The sequence below is a fragment of the Paraburkholderia sp. J69-1 genome (genome assembly GCF_905220255.1).
Classification (GTDB): domain Bacteria; phylum Pseudomonadota; class Gammaproteobacteria; order Burkholderiales; family Burkholderiaceae; genus Paraburkholderia.
This window is the reverse complement of the sequence record NZ_CAJMZG010000016.1, coordinates 16,961-31,579: the sequence shown is the minus strand read 5'-3', so window position 1 is coordinate 31,579 and position 14,619 is coordinate 16,961. Positions and strand designations below refer to the sequence as shown.

Here is a 14,619-nt window from a genome sequence, read left to right as displayed (position 1 = left end):
AATCGGCGCATCACACTTCGAATCGGACCAATATGGCCACACACGCGGGCACGCCGCGCATCGCGATCGTCGGGAGCGGGTTTTCCGGCCTTGGCATGGCGATCCAGCTTCGGCGCATGGGGATCGAATCGTTCACGATTTACGAAGCCGCGGACAGTCTCGGCGGCACGTGGCGCGATAACGCCTATCCCGGCGCCGCCTGCGATGTTCCTTCGCACCTCTATTCATTTTCTTTCGAGCCGAATCCGGACTGGACGCGCACCTTCGCACCGCAGCGCGAAATCCTCGCTTATCTGGAACGTTGCGCGCGCAAGTATGACGTCGAGCGTTTTATCGTCTGGCGTTCGCGCGTGAGCGCGGCGCGCTTCGATGAAACGCGCCGCGTATGGAGCCTCGAAATCGAGCGCGACGGTGCGATTGAAACCGTCGAGGCCGATCTGCTGATCGCCGCGAACGGCCCGCTCTCGCGCCCCGCCCTGCCGGCGATTGCCGGGCTGGAGCGTTTCGAAGGCAAGGTGTTTCATTCGGCGCGCTGGGATCACGATTACGCGCTCGAAGGCAAGCGCGTGGCGGTGATCGGCACGGGTGCAAGCGCGATCCAGTTCGTGCCGCGCATCCAGCCGCAAGTCGCGCAACTCACGGTGTTTCAGCGCACTGCGCCGTGGATCATGCCGCGTCGCGACCGGGCGATCGATGCGCGCCGACGCTGGATTTATCGGCATATTCCGTTTGCGCAGCGTCTCGCACGCGCGGCGATTTATTGCCAGCTCGAATCGCGCGCGCTGGGTTTTGTGGTCGATCAGCGCCTGCTCAAAGCGCCGATGAAATTCGCGCGCAACTATCTCGCGCACAAGGTCAAAGACCCCGTGTTGCGCGCGAAGCTTGCGCCCGACTACGCGCTCGGCTGCAAGCGCGTGTTGTTGTCGAGCGATTACCTGCCCGCGCTGACGCAATCGAATGTCGCGGTATTGACCGAGCCGATTCGCGAAATCGTCGCCGATGGCATCGTCACAAGCGATGGCGTGCATCACGCGTTCGATGCGATCGTCTGCGGCACGGGCTTCCAGGTGAACGATGTGGATGCGCCTTTCCACGTGAGCGGACTAAATGGCGCCGATCTTGGCGAGGCGTGGCGCCGCGACGGTCCCGAAGCGTATCTGGGCGCGAGCGTGGCGGGCTTTCCGAATCTGTTCTTCGTGATCGGCCCGAATACGGGGCTCGGCCACAATTCGATGATCTACATGATCGAGTCGCAGATCCGCTATATCGCCGGGTGTATCCGCGTGCTCAAGCGTCGTGGCGCGCGCACGATGAGCGTGCGGCCGGAGGTGCAGCGCGCCTTTAACGACGCGCTGCAGTCGCAGTTGAAACGCACGGTCTGGACCTCGGGCTGCCATAGCTGGTATCAGACGCGCAGTGGCAAGGTCACCTCGCTATGGCCGGGTTTCACGTTCACGTTTCGCCGCAAGACGCGGCGCGTGCGCGCGAGCGATTACGAGTTCGTGCGCTGATGCCCGCTCACGCGCGCAGCGGTTTGCCCGCGAAGACACGCGTTTCATAAGCGAAGTTCACGAGCCCGTCCTGCTGCGTGGTGTCGAATAGTTCGCGCAGCGCGGCGAGCATCGGTTCGTAGCGCTCGTCGCCGGGTTTGGGTGCGTAGGAGGACGAAGCCAGCCGCCCGCGCAAACCGTCGAAATCGAGCAACTGGGCGTTCGGAAACACGGTTTTCTGCTCGAAGCCGTCGTTGAACCAGTCGGCCATGGCGTCGTCGCTGGGATAGGTTTCGGCGACGCGCGTGTAATCGGTGGAAAAACGCTGCAGCAGCGCTTCGTAGCCTTCAAGAAACGCCGAGCCCTTCAGCTTGCGGCTATTCCAGAACAGCACGATCTTGCCGCGCGGTTTGAGAATGCGCGCGAATTCGCGGCGCGCGGCGGCTTTGTCGAACCAATGGAAGGCTTGCGCGGCCGCCACGAGGTCCACGCTGGCATCGGCGAGTGTCGTGGCTTCGGCCGTGCCCGCCACGCTGCGATAAACCGGGTAAGCCGCGAGCAGCCGATCCGCAGCCTCGCGCATCGCTGCGTTCGGTTCCACGGCAACCACCGGATGCCCGGCATCGAGAAAAAGCTTCGAGGAAATGCCCGTGCCCGCGCCGATATCCGCCACCGTCGCAGCGGGCGCCACGCCGCACTCGACATGCACGAAAGTCGCGACTTCGCGCGGATAAGTCGGCCGGTACTTCACGTAGTCTGCGACCCGGTCGGTGAAACGCCGGGTGGAATCGTCGATCATCGTGTGTCCTCGTGTTGTCGCCCCGTTTTCCGCCGGCTGTCACACCCCGCCCAGCATCCTGAGCAGGTCCCACAAAAACCGGCAGACCATCACGATCAGTTCCCAGAGCTGCATCAGTTGTTGCCAGAGCGTCGATATCGTCGTCATCGACGAGATCGCGCCCCCATTCAAAATCGTTTCAATCATCGTGTTTCCGCTGCGGGCGGCGGCTTGCTCGACCTTGCGCGCCTGACCCGTGTTTCCCCGATCATAGCGTGTCGCTACCTGGCGACGCTAAAGTGACCCGGCCGCGGCGCCGTAAACAAGTTGAAATCCTGGCGTTCGCGCGCGCAGCAAGGCGGCGCGGCGACCGGGAGCAAGTCGCGAATGGCATGGAGGAGACACCCAATGACAGTTTTGCGCATCAACTGGCGCGGCCGCCGCCGCACCGGCAATCGGGCTGCGGTCGTCGGCGATATCGCGGCGCATGCGGGCCGGCTCGGTATCGAAATCTGCGATGTGTCCGGCAATGTCGATGCGGTCGCCGCGCGGGTGCAGCATCAGGCCGGCGTGTGCCAGTCGCTGCGCGAATCGGCCGCGCATACGCTGGCCGGGAATCACCAGATCGCCGTCGCGGCGCGCGCCATGCGCGAAGTCAGCGCGGGCACGGCCGCCACCGTGCAGGCGTCGCAGCAGACCATCGACGCTTCGCTCGACGATATTCACGGCCTCGTGGAAGGCGTGACCGTTATCGAGAGCCAGATCGGCGCGCTCAAAAGCGCACTGGAGCATGTCTCGAAGGTTTCCGAGGAAATTTCGCTGATCGCGCGTCAGACCCAGTTGCTTGCGCTGAACGCCGCCATCGAAGCCGCGCGCGCAGGCGAAATGGGCAAGAGTTTCGCCGTGGTGGCGTCCGAGGTGAAGAATCTCTCGGCCAAGACCGCGCAGGCGACCGGCCAGATCGAGCGCACGCTCGCGCAACTCAGCCAGCAGACCGAGCGCCTGATCGTGGAAGGCGCCGCCAATACCGAACGCGCGCATCGCGTGCGCGAAGGCACGCGCACCATCGGCGAGGCCGTGCACAGTACCGGCGATGCCATCAAGCAGCTCGACACCCACGCAGGCGAGATCGCCCAGTTGAGCGCCGAAATCGAAACTCAGTGCGACGGTCTGGAAGCGCAAGTCAGCGACATGGCCAACGGCGTCGAAGATTCGAGCCGCAATTTCGCGCAGGCCAAGGATCAGCTTGGCAAGCTGCTGACGGTTTCGGAAACCTTGATCGAGCTATCGGCCGCGACCGGCGTCGAAACCGAGGACACGCGCTTTATCGAAGCGGTGCAAGGCGCGGCGAAACAGGTGGGCAAGCTGTTCGAAGCGGCCATCGCGCGCGGCGAGATCGCGCAAGCCGACCTGTTCGACCAGCAGTACGCGCCGGTGCCCAACAGCAATCCGCAGCAGCACACGACGCGCTTCACCGTTTTCACCGACCGCGTGCTGCCCACGATTCTCGAACCGCTGCTGGCGCTCGACGCGCGCGTGGCGTTTTGCGCGGCGATCGATCCGCGCGGCTATATTCCGACGCACAACCGCAAGTTCTCGCATCCGCAAGGCGCCGATCCGGTCTGGAACGCCGCGAACTGCCGCAATCGGCGCATCTTTGGCGATCGCACCGGCGTGGCGGCGGGCTCGCACACGCAGTCGTTCCTGCTGCAAACCTACCGGCGCGATATGGGCGGCGGCCAGTTCGCGATGATGAAGGACGCCTCCGCGCCGATCTTCGTCAATGGGCGGCATTGGGGCGGTTTCCGCATGGGTTATCGGCTCTGAATGGAAAACGGCGCGTGGACCGAAGCCCACGCGCCGTTCGATGTTCCACCGGCTGATGGAAAAGCGTCAGACCGCCATCGCCATGCGTTTGCGCTCGGCGCGCTGCATGAAGTAGTTGCCGACGATCACCCCCACCGTCACCACGGCGATAAAGAGCGTCGCGAGCGCGTTCATTTCCGGATTCAGGCCGAGGCGCACGCGCGAGAACACCACGAGCGGCAGCGTCGTCGAGCCTGGGCCCGAGAGGAACGCGGACAGCACGAGGTCGTCGATCGACAGCGTGAACGACAGCAGCCAGCCGGCCGCAAGCGCCTGCGAAATCAGCGGCAGCGTGATCTGGAAGAACACCTTGAACGGCGTCGCGCCCAGATCGAGCGCCGCTTCTTCGAGCGACGGATTGAGTTCGCGCACGCGCGACTGCACGATGATGGCGACGTACGAGATGCACAGCATCACGTGGCCGATCCAGATCGTGAACACGCCGCGCCCCGCGGGCCAGCCGAGCAGCTTGCCCATTTCGACGAACAGCAGCAGCAGCGAGATGCCCTGGATCACTTCGGGAATCACCAGCGGCGCGTTGATCATGCCCGTGTAGAGCGTGAAGCCGCGGAAATTGCCCATGCGCGCGAGCACGAAACCCGCCCACGTGCCGATGATCACCGAGGCGAACGCCGTCATCAGCGCGATGCGCAGCGACAGCCACGCGGCGTTGATGAGTTCGTCGTCGGTGGCGAGTGCTTCGTACCAGCGCGTCGAGAAGTGCGTCCACACCGTCACCAGTTGCGACTCGTTGAACGAGTACACGATCAGGCTGACGATCGGGATATAGAGGAACGCAAAGCCAAGGCCGAGCGCGATGAATTGCAGTACGCGATTCGGTTTCATTTGCCGCGGCCCTCCAGTTCTTTTGCCTGGAAGTGCTGGAACATCGCCATCGGCACGAGCAGCAGCAGGACCATGGCGCAGGTCACGGCGGAAGCCATCGGCCAGTCGGCGTTATCGAAGAACTCGTTCCACATGACGCGGCCGATCATCAGCGTATTCGCGCCGCCGAGCAGTTCGGGAATCACGTACTCGCCCACCGCCGGGATGAACACCAGCAGACAGCCCGCGATGATGCCGTTCTTCGAGAGCGGCAGCGTGATTTCGAGGAACGCGCGCCACGGCTTCGCGCCCAGATCGTAGGCCGCTTCGAGCAGCGTCAGATCCATCTTCACGAGATGCGCGTAAAGCGGCATCACGAGAAACGGCAGATACGAATACACCATGCCGATATAAACGGCCGTGTTGGTGTGATACAGCTCGATCGGCGAATGGATGAGGCCGGTCCACATCAGGAAATTGTTCAGCAGTCCGTTGTTCTTCAGAATGCCGATCCATGCGTAGACGCGGATCAGGAACGAGGTCCAGAACGGCAACATCACGGCCATCATGAGGATGTTGCGCGTGGCCGGATTCGAGCGCGCGATGTAGTACGCCATCGGATAGCCGATCAGCAGACACAGCAGCGTCGAAATCCCCGCCACGACCACCGAATTCACGTAGGTCGCGAAATACAGGCTGTCCTGGAACAGAAACGCGTAGTGCGAGAGGTCGAGCGCGATGTGCCAGACCCCGTCACTGAACGACGTGAGTTCCGTGTACGGCGGAATGCCCAGTTGCTGGTCGGCGAAGCTGATCTTCACCACCAGGATGAACGGCACGAGGAAGAACAGCAGCAACCAGAAGAACGGTCCCGCCACCACGGCAGTGCGACCGGTCAGGTTGAAGCGCTTCGCCGGCCAGTTCAGGATCTTCCTGAACCTGCCTGGGGCGCTGATAGGCGTAGTGCTCATGACGTCAGCACCACACCGGCCGAGGCGCTCCAGCGCACATAGACTTCGTCTTCCCAGGTCGGGGAATCGATTTCGGAAAGCGCGAGGCTAGACATGTTCGCGATCACCGTCTTGCCCGAGTCGAGCTTGACGTGATAGAGCGAGTAGCCGCCCATGTACGCGATGTTCTTCACCACGCCCTTGCCCCAGTTGAAGACGCCTTCGGGCGGCTTGCGCGTGAGCGAGATGCGCTCCGGGCGCACCGAGATCGTCACGGGCATGCCGAGCGGTCCGGTGATGCCGTGGTTCACGTAAAGATGCACGGGCAGATCCGGCGATTCCACGTAGACGTGGTCCGGTTCGTCTTCCACCACCTTGCCTTCGAACAGATTGGTCGAGCCGATGAATTCCGCCGAGAAGCGGCTATTCGGATACTCGTAGACCTGATTCGGCGTGCCGAGCTGGACGATCTCGCCTTCGCTCATGACGGCGAGGCGGCCCGCCATCGTCATCGCTTCTTCCTGGTCGTGGGTGACCATGATGCAGGTCACGCCGACCTTGTCGAGAATGTTGACGAGTTCGATCTGCGTGCGCTGGCGAATCTGCTTGTCGAGCGCGGACATCGGCTCGTCGAGCAGCAGCAGCTTGGGACGCTTGACGAGCGAGCGCGCCAGCGCGACGCGCTGCTGCTGGCCGCCCGAAAGCTGATGCGGCTTACGTTTGGCGAAACGCGACATCTGCACCAGTTCGAGCACATTGGCCACGCGCTCCTGGAGTTCGGCCTTTTTCACGCCTTCCTGGCGCAGCCCGAAGCCGACGTTCGATTCCACCGTCATATGCGGGAAAAGCGCGTACGACTGGAACATCATGTTGACCGGACGGCGGTACGGCGGCAGCGTGGCGAGGTCTTCGCCATCGATCAGGATCTTGCCCGACGTGACCGATTCGAGACCGGCCAGCATGCGCAGCAAGGTGGACTTGCCGCAGCCCGAGCTGCCAAGCAGCGCGAACAGCTCGCCCTTCTTCACCGACAGGTTGACACCCTTGACGGCCGTGGTGTCGCCAAACTTCTTGACGACATCGACGACCTGCACGAAGTTGTCCGCGGCTGGATCGCTCGCGGCGAAGCCCGTAGGCAGCGCGCCGGCTGCGGCCGGCACACTCGACTGGTCACTCATGATTCTCTCTGCCCTGCCTTTCTGACTTGATACCTGGACGGGGTTGACGAACAAAGCCCCCGGTAGGTGCCGAGGGCTTGGGGTAAAACGTGAAACGAAGCGCTAGCTACGCTCCCGGTCGCGTCAGCGGCCCGACTTGAATTCGGTCCACAGACGCGTCTGCAGGCGCTGGATTTCCGGCGGCAGCGGCTTGAGGAGGAACAGCGTCTTGAGCACTTCCGGCGACGGATAGACCGCCGGATCGTTGGCGATGTCCTTGTTCACGTACTTGCGCGCTTCCGCATTGGCGCTCGGGTAGTACACGGCGTTGGTGATCGCGGCGTGCACCTGCGGCGTCTCGATGTAGTTGATCCACTCGTGCGCGGCTTCCTTGTGCTGCGCATCCTTCGGGATGGTCATCACGTCAAACCAGATCGGCGCGCCGCCCTTCGGGATTTCGTACTCGATCTTGTACGGCTTCTTCGCGTCGATGGCGCGGTGCTTGGCGATCACGACGTCGCCCGAGTAACCGTACGCAAAGCAGACGTCGCCGCCCACGAGGTCATTGATGTAGCCCGACGAGCTGAACTGCGTGATGAACGGACGGATCTTCTTCATCATCGCGAGCGCGGCGCGATAGTCGTCCGGATTCGTCGAAAGCGGGTCTTTGCCGATGTAGTGCAGCGCGGCGGCGAAGAACTGGTCCGGCGCATCGAGCACGGAAACACCGCAGGCCTTCAGCTTCGAGAGGTTCTCGGGCTTGAAGAGGATGTCCCAGTTGTCGAGCGGCACGTTCTTGCCGAGGATCTGCTGCGCCTTGTCGACGTTATAGGCGAGACCCGTCGTGCCGTAGGCCCAGGGCACCGCGTACTTGTTGCCCGGATCCGCACCGGCGACCAGCGCCATCAGTTGCGGATCGAGATACTTGAGGTTCGGGATCTTCGACTTGTCGAGCGGCGAGAAGATGCCGGCGGCGATCTGCTTGCCCGCGTAATTGGTGGTCGGCACGACGACGTCGTAACCCGAATTGCCCGCGAGCAGCTTGGCCTGCAGCGTGTCGTCGCTGTCGTAGTTGTCGTACTTGACGGTGACGCCGGTCTGCTTCTGGAAGTTCGGAATCGTGTCTTTGGCGATGTAATCGGACCAGTTGTACACGTTCAGTTGCGTGTCTTTTGCGACCGACGCGACCCACGGCGACGCACACAGTGCGAGCACAGCCAGTTTCGCCAAAACCCGTTTCTTCATCCCGTTCTCCGTTCTGAGCCTGCCGCTTGAGGTCGTTTGAGTTGATTCCCAGCGTGTTATCAGGCTGTATCCGCCTTTGAACTGCCGGCCAATCGATGGCTTGCGCATGAATGCGCAGTTCGCGATTGATGGCCAGCCGTCGCCTTGTGTTTACTGCATGTTCTGCCTGCGTGCCGCACCGGGCGGCCCCGAGAATTTACCGAACCTACCATCAATCGCGCCAGGCGACAAAAAAGAACGCCAGCTTGTCGCACAAACGGAACAGCGTCCGAATGGCCGATAGACCCACGCGCAAAGCGTGCAGCAGACGGTAAATCGCGCGCAATTTTAGCCGTTTGAGCGTCCCTGTCCACAAAAAAAACGGCGAACGCAACTTTCACGCGACGCCGGCCGCCCGGCACCGGAATACCGCCCATTCCTGCACCAAAAAATTACTTGCCCTTTCAACTGGATGGGCAAAAAAAGCCCGCCCCGGCTTATCGGTTAACATAGCGGGGTTTTCCGCCCGGCCGGCGCGCCCTTTTCTGCCCGGCCATCCCGCCCCAAGACAGATCGATGGCATCCAATCTTCACGACCTTCCCGACAGCCCCTGCATCGGCGTGTGCTCCACGCTTTTCGACGATATCTGCAAAGGCTGCGGCCGCACCGCGATCGAAGTCTCGAACTGGGTTTTTCTGAGCGACGAGGAAAAGCGCGCCATCTGGACCCGCATCGAAAGCGAAGGCACCGCCATGCGTTTTCAGCGCAAGGACGCCTGAGCGTGCGCGCTTGAGTGTGCGTAGTGCATAAAAAACGCCGGACACGCCGGCGTTTGCATTGACAGGCGCGTCTGACGCGCAAGCGCTCAGAACTTCATGCCGACGCCGATCCCCACGATGATCGGGTCGATATAGAGCGTGCCGATCGACTGGCCGTTGAGCGACGCGCCCGTGCGCATCCAGATCTTCTTGATGTCGGCGTTCACGAACACATGCTTCGCGACCTGATAGTCGACGCCGAACTGCAGCGCCGGCCCGAAGCTATGGTTGTCGATCGACACCTGCTGGCCGCCCGCGTGCAGACCGTTGTTGTAGAACAGCGTGTAGTTGATGCCCGCGCCCACGTACGGCCGGAACACACCGGCGTTGTTGAAGTGGTATTGCAGCAGCAGCGTGGGCGGCAGCACGCCGACGCCGCCAAGCGCACCGATGCTCGACGTGACCTGATGGCGCGACGTGCCCAGAATCAGTTCCGCGCCGATGTTGTTGGTCACCATGTAGGTGAAATCCAGCTCGGGAACGATGGCGTTGTTGACGTCGGTTTTCAGCGTGGAGAGCGTGCCGCTCGTGCCTACCTGCGGCATGATGCTGATCGCGCGCAGGCGCACCAGCCAGTCGCCCGCGTAGATGCCCGTATCGGGCGTGGCGGCCTGCGCGGCCGATGCGCCGAACGCTGCGGCCAGTGCGAGCGCTGCCGTGGCGAGGATGGTCTTCGTGTGGTTTTTCATGGTGATTTCCCCTGTGATTCCCGCGGTAATTCGCAAGACAGTGCGAATTTTCCGAGGCAGGGGTCATCCCACGCTTGATGCGAATCAGTTAAGCGCAAACGCCGCGCGATGTGCGACAGCAGGTCGCGCAGAACCGGTCAAAAGCAGCTCCAAAAGGTCCCTCACCGAGCGAATGGCGTTGCCAAAAGGCAACGCTTCGCGCCCGCGGAAAAACAGCCCGTTCGATACCTCGCCGCGCAGCGCGGCGGCCAGGCGCGTATCGATGCAGAAATGGCCGAACTTCTCGATGCCATCGCGCAGCCCGCACACCGACAGACATTCGAGCGCGGTCGGGCAAGCATTCTTCACCTGGCCGATCTTGGCGCGAATACGCGATTCGTTGCGCAGGTAACGATCGAGCCACGGCGTTTTCACCGCACGCGCGGGCAAGCCCGTCACGCTGACGAATTCGACGATGTCTTCCGGTTTGGCATCGGCGAGCACGCGCTTGAAGTTCGGATGCGCGTCGCCCTCTTCCGTCACCGCGAACGGCGTGCCCACCTGCACGCCATTGGCGCCCGCCTGCAGCCAGCGCCGCACGGCTTCGTGGCTGTTGATGCCGCCGCCGACGATCAGCGGCACATCGGCGCGCGTAATGCCGAGCGTGGCGTACACGGCGTCCAGCTCCTCGAAGATGCGCTCGAAGCCAAAGCGATCGTTCTGCATATCGGCGAGATCGGTCACGCCGAGGTGGCCGCCCGCGTGGGCCGGATGTTCGAGCACCACGGCGTCGGGCAGACGCCCCTTCTTGATCCACTTCTTGAGCACCAGCGAAACGCCGCGCGCATCCGAGAGAATCGGGATCAGCGCGATATCGACGCCTTGCGTGAGATCGGGCAGATCGAGCGGCAGACCCGCGCCCATGACGATGGCGTCGGCGCCGTGCTCGCAGGCCGCGCGCACGTAATCGGCGTGGGCATTGACGGCTTTCATGACGTTGACGGCGATCATGCCGCGGCCTTCGGCCAGCCTGCGCGCCGCTTCGATCTCGCGACCGAGTGCGACGAGATTGGCTTGCGCGAGCGTTTCGTGGCGCGGATCGGCGCGGCATTGCTCGACGAGGTCGGCGTGATGATGGCGCAGATCGATACTCGCGATGGTGCCGAGCGCGCCCTCGCGCGCCACACTGCCCGCGAGCCGATGCGCGGAAATGCCCACGCCCATGCCGCCTTGCACGATGGGCAACAGTTGACGGCCACGAAGGTGGAGCGGCGCGAATGAATGATCAGGAAACATGGTGACCCGCTTTGCGTTGTCGATGACAAAACGCTAATGGTCGCGCGCACCCCAATTGCAGCATTGATAAAAGTCAAAAATTATTGCGGGAGCCAGTCATGACTCCCGCAGCAATGACCTTTATCAAGACGTCGCACCGAGACATTTGCAAGGTGCGACGGTTTTCTACGGGCTATCGAAGACTCAGGCCTTCGGCACCTTGAACTGCATCGACTTGTACTCTAGATATTCCTCGAGACCGTAGACGCCGTTTTCGCGGCCATGGCCCGACTGCTTGTAGCCGCCGAACGGCGCGGCCATATTCCATGCGCCGCCGTTGATGTCGATCTGGCCCGTGCGGATGCGGCGCGCCACGCGCATCGCGCGCTCGTCGCTGCCGGCCCACACTGCGCCGCCCAGACCGTAGAGCGAATCGTTGGCGATGGCGACGGCGTCGTCTTCGTCCTTTGCCGTGAGGATCGTCAGCACCGGGCCGAAGATTTCCTCCTGCGCGATGGCGGCGTCGCGCGGCACGCGGCCGAACACGGTCGGCTTCACGAAGAAGCCTTTCGTCAGGCCATCGGGCATGCCGGCGCCGCCGGTCACGAGTTCGGCGCCATCGGCCAGGCCGCGCTCGATGTAGTGCTGCACGCGCTCCTGCTGCACCTTCGAGGCGAGCGGGCCGAGCTTCGCCTTTTCGTCGCGCGGATCGGCGACGGTATAGGCTTCGGCGGCCGCTTTAGCCAGTTCGCGCGCTTCCTCGTAGCGCGATTCCGGCACGATCATGCGCGTGTGCGCCGAGCAGGTCTGCCCCGAGTTCAGGAAGCACGCGCCCACGGTGCCCTTCACGGCGGCGGCGAAATCGGCATCGTCGAGCACCACGGAGGCCGATTTGCCGCCCAGTTCCAGCGCCACGCGCTTGACGCTCGCGGACGCCACTTCCGACACGCGCTTGCCCGCGCGCGTCGAGCCCGTGAACGAGACCATATCGACTTGCGGATGGCGCGCCATCAATTCGCCGACGACCGGGCCATATCCGCTCACGAGATTGAACACGCCTGCGGGCAGGCCCGCTTCGTGGATCGCCTCGGCCAGCACGAAGGCGTTCAGCGGCGCGATTTCGGACGGCTTGAGCACGACGGTGCAGCCTGCGGCCAGCGCGGCGGCAACCTTGAGCGTGATCTGGTTGAGCGGATAGTTCCACGGCGTAATGGCCGCGACGACGCCCACCGGCTCGCGCACGACGAGCGAGTTGCCGACGCGTTCCTCGTACTGGAATTCGTTCGCGAGCTTCGCGTAGGCGCCCCAGTTGTAGACCGGGCCGCCCACCTGGATCGCGCGCGCGAGCTTGAGCGGCATGCCGACTTCGCCGGCGATCAGTTGTGCGAGTTCGTCGGTGCGGGCTTTGAGGTTATCGGCGATCTTTTGCAGATACGCGCCGCGCTCGGCTGCAGGTGTGGCAGCCCAGGCGTCGAAGGCCGTGCGGGCGGCGGCGATGGCGGCTTCGGCATCGGCTTCGTTGCCTTCGGGGATGCGGCCCATCACGGCCTCGGTGCCCGAATCGAATACGTCGATGCTGCCTTTGCCCTGCGGGGCAATCCATTGGCCGTTGATGTAGAGCTGGTCGTACTGTTTCATGCGCTGCTCCTGTCTCCGTTTGTGTATTTGATGGCGTCGCCTTGCGGGACGCCGTGATCACGCATTCTAGCTTGGTGACGCTTACGGAAGGTGGACTGCGCATGGAGGTCGTCATCGGCACACGCCGCAACTCGATTGCGCGCAGAGACCACCAAAACAAAACGGGCAACGCATCACGCGTTGCCCGTTCTCATCTCAAGCTTCGATCAGCAGCCGAGGCTCAATGCACACCCTGGCTCGCCAGGAAGTCCTCGTAGTTACCGCTGTAATCGTTGATCGTGCCATTGGTCTTCACTTCGATCACGCGATTGGCCAGACCGTTCACGAACTCGCGGTCGTGCGACACGAACACGAGCGTGCCTTCGAACTTTTCGAGCGCGATCTGCAGCGACTCGATCGATTCCATGTCCATGTGGTTGGTCGGCTCGTCCATCAGCAGCACGTTATGGCGGCCCAGCATCAGCTTGCCCCAGATCATGCGGCCCTTCTCGCCACCCGAGAGCACCTTGACCGACTTGCGGATGTCGTCGGCATTGAACAGCAGACGGCCGAGCGTGCCGCGCACGGACTGCTCGTCGTCGCCTTCCTGGCGGTACTGGTCGATCCAGTCCATCAGCGTGACGTCGTTCGGGAATTCTTCGTACGTGTCCTGCGGCATGTAGCCGATGTTCGCGTTTTCCGCCCACTTCACCGAACCGTTATCCACGGCCAGGTTGCCCAGCAGCGAGCGCAGCAGCGTGGTCTTGCCCGCGCCGTTTTCGCCGATGATCGCGATACGCTCGCCCGGCTGCACGCTGATGCTGAATTTGTTGAAGATGCGGCGCTCGTACGTCTTCGTGATCTCTTCCGCGACCACGACGATGTTGTGCAGCTTCTTCTCGAATTCGAAGCGGATGAACGGGTTCTGACGCGACGAAGGCTTGAAGTCCTCGATCTTGATCTTGTCGATCATCTTCAGACGGCTGGTTGCCTGACGCGCCTTCGACTTGTTCGCCGAGAAGCGGCGCACGAAGTCCTGCAGGTCGGCCACGCGTTCCTTGGCCTTCTGGTTGGCGGCCTGCTGACGCTCGCGCGCCTGCGCCGAAGCCAGCATGTAGTCGTCATAGTTGCCCGGCCAGACCTTCAGCGTGCCGTAATCCATGTCCGCCATGTGCGTGCAGACCTGGTTCAGGAAGTGTCGATCGTGGGAAATGATGATCATGGTCGAGTTGTACTCGTTCAGAACATCTTCCAGCCAACGGATCGAGTTGATGTCGAGGTTGTTGGTCGGTTCGTCGAGCAGCAGCACGTCCGGCTTCGAGAACAGCGCCTGCGCGAGCAGCACGCGCAGCTTCCAGCCCGGAGCGACGCCGCTCATCGGGCCGTTGTGGAATTCCGTATCGATGCCGATGCCGAGCAGCAGCTCGCCCGCGCGCGCTTCAGCCGTGTAGCCGTCGTACTCGGCGAATTTCGCTTCGAGTTCGGCGGCGTGCATGTAGTCGTCGTCGGTGGCTTCAGGGTTCGCGTAGATCGCGTCGCGCTCGCTCATGGCGGCCCACATTTCGGTGTGGCCCATCATGACGACGTCGAGCACGCGCACGTCTTCGTAGGCGAACTGGTCCTGGCGCAGCTTGCCCAGGCGCACGTTCGGTTCGAGGATGACGTTGCCCGAGCTTTGCTCGAGGTCGCCGCCCAGGATCTTCATGAACGTGGATTTGCCGCAACCGTTCGCGCCGATCAGGCCATAGCGGTTGCCTTCGCCGAATTTGACCGAGATATTCTCGAACAAGGGCTTCGGCCCGAATTGCATGGTGATGTTGGCGGTAGAGAGCACAGCGCGTCCCGGTAAGTAGATCGACGAAAAACCTGTAATTTTAGCAGGTTATGCCAGTTCGCGCGCGTCTGCCAGAGTCTGGCGAAGCGGGAATGCAGCAGGCGCGCGCGATGAAC

Annotated in this window: 13 protein-coding genes; 3 read left to right on the top strand and 10 right to left on the bottom strand. The window is 62.7% G+C overall.

Annotation, left to right across the window (positions count from 1 at the left end):
• The first annotated feature begins 32 nt into the window (after positions 1-32).
• Positions 33-1,511 carry an NAD(P)/FAD-dependent oxidoreductase gene (locus U5A67_RS26290; protein WP_321816472.1) on the top strand — a complete coding sequence of 493 codons (1,479 nt, stop codon included), beginning with the start codon at positions 33-35 and terminating at the stop codon, positions 1,509-1,511.
• Between the two features lie 7 nt (positions 1,512-1,518).
• Here U5A67_RS26290 and U5A67_RS26285 read toward each other — a convergent pair whose 3' ends face one another.
• The gene (locus U5A67_RS26285) at positions 1,519-2,289 is read right to left on the bottom strand and encodes a class I SAM-dependent methyltransferase (protein WP_321816471.1); all 771 of its coding nucleotides are present in this window, start codon (positions 2,287-2,289) and stop codon (positions 1,519-1,521) included.
• 39 nt (positions 2,290-2,328) lie between these two features.
• The gene (locus U5A67_RS26280) at positions 2,329-2,475 is read right to left on the bottom strand and encodes a hypothetical protein (protein ID WP_205981909.1); all 147 of its coding nucleotides are present in this window, start codon (positions 2,473-2,475) and stop codon (positions 2,329-2,331) included.
• Between the two features lie 201 nt (positions 2,476-2,676).
• Here U5A67_RS26280 and U5A67_RS26275 point away from each other — a divergent pair, with 201 nt between their 5' ends.
• A complete protein-coding gene (locus tag U5A67_RS26275) occupies positions 2,677-4,095 on the top strand; it encodes a methyl-accepting chemotaxis protein (RefSeq protein ID WP_321816470.1) in 1,419 nt (472 codons plus the stop codon).
• Positions 4,096-4,161: 66 nt separating this feature from the next.
• Here U5A67_RS26275 and U5A67_RS26270 read toward each other — a convergent pair whose 3' ends face one another.
• The 4 genes from U5A67_RS26270 to U5A67_RS26255 form a co-directional block, all read right to left on the bottom strand.
• The gene (locus U5A67_RS26270; RefSeq protein ID WP_205981682.1) at positions 4,162-4,980 is read right to left on the bottom strand and encodes an ABC transporter permease subunit; all 819 of its coding nucleotides are present in this window, start codon (positions 4,978-4,980) and stop codon (positions 4,162-4,164) included.
• Entirely contained in the window at positions 4,977-5,930 is a 954-nt protein-coding gene (locus U5A67_RS26265) for an ABC transporter permease subunit (RefSeq protein ID WP_205981683.1), read from the bottom strand. The genes U5A67_RS26270 and U5A67_RS26265 overlap by 4 nt, the downstream gene beginning before the upstream one ends.
• Positions 5,927-7,087 (bottom strand): ABC transporter ATP-binding protein, encoded by a 1,161-nt coding sequence (locus U5A67_RS26260; RefSeq protein ID WP_205981684.1) that lies wholly within the window; start codon positions 7,085-7,087, stop codon positions 5,927-5,929. Before U5A67_RS26260 ends, U5A67_RS26265 begins: the two co-directional genes overlap by 4 nt.
• Positions 7,088-7,210: 123 nt before the next feature.
• Entirely contained in the window at positions 7,211-8,311 is a 1,101-nt protein-coding gene (locus tag U5A67_RS26255; protein ID WP_205981685.1) for a polyamine ABC transporter substrate-binding protein, read from the bottom strand.
• A 555-nt stretch (positions 8,312-8,866) separates the two neighbouring features.
• Here U5A67_RS26255 and U5A67_RS26250 point away from each other — a divergent pair.
• Positions 8,867-9,070 carry a DUF1289 domain-containing protein gene (locus U5A67_RS26250; RefSeq protein ID WP_321816469.1) on the top strand — a complete coding sequence of 68 codons (204 nt, stop codon included), beginning with the start codon at positions 8,867-8,869 and terminating at the stop codon, positions 9,068-9,070.
• A gap of 86 nt (positions 9,071-9,156) precedes the next feature.
• On the opposite strand, the gene U5A67_RS26245 is transcribed toward U5A67_RS26250, so the two are convergent.
• The 4 genes from U5A67_RS26245 to U5A67_RS26230 all read right to left on the bottom strand — a co-directional run bounded on the left by U5A67_RS26245 (position 9,157) and on the right by U5A67_RS26230 (position 14,503).
• Positions 9,157-9,798: an OmpW/AlkL family protein gene (locus U5A67_RS26245; RefSeq protein ID WP_321816468.1), complete on the bottom strand. Its 642-nt coding sequence runs from the start codon at positions 9,796-9,798 to the stop codon at positions 9,157-9,159.
• Between the two features lie 84 nt (positions 9,799-9,882).
• Positions 9,883-11,073, bottom strand: a complete 1,191-nt coding sequence (locus U5A67_RS26240) for a nitronate monooxygenase family protein (protein WP_321816467.1) — start codon at positions 11,071-11,073, stop codon at positions 9,883-9,885.
• A 183-nt stretch (positions 11,074-11,256) separates the two neighbouring features.
• Positions 11,257-12,690 (bottom strand): aldehyde dehydrogenase family protein, encoded by a 1,434-nt coding sequence (locus tag U5A67_RS26235; RefSeq protein ID WP_321816466.1) that lies wholly within the window; start codon positions 12,688-12,690, stop codon positions 11,257-11,259.
• 220 nt (positions 12,691-12,910) lie between these two features.
• The gene (locus U5A67_RS26230) at positions 12,911-14,503 is read right to left on the bottom strand and encodes an ABC-F family ATPase (RefSeq protein WP_205981693.1); all 1,593 of its coding nucleotides are present in this window, start codon (positions 14,501-14,503) and stop codon (positions 12,911-12,913) included.
• Between the last annotated feature and the right edge of the window lie 116 nt (positions 14,504-14,619).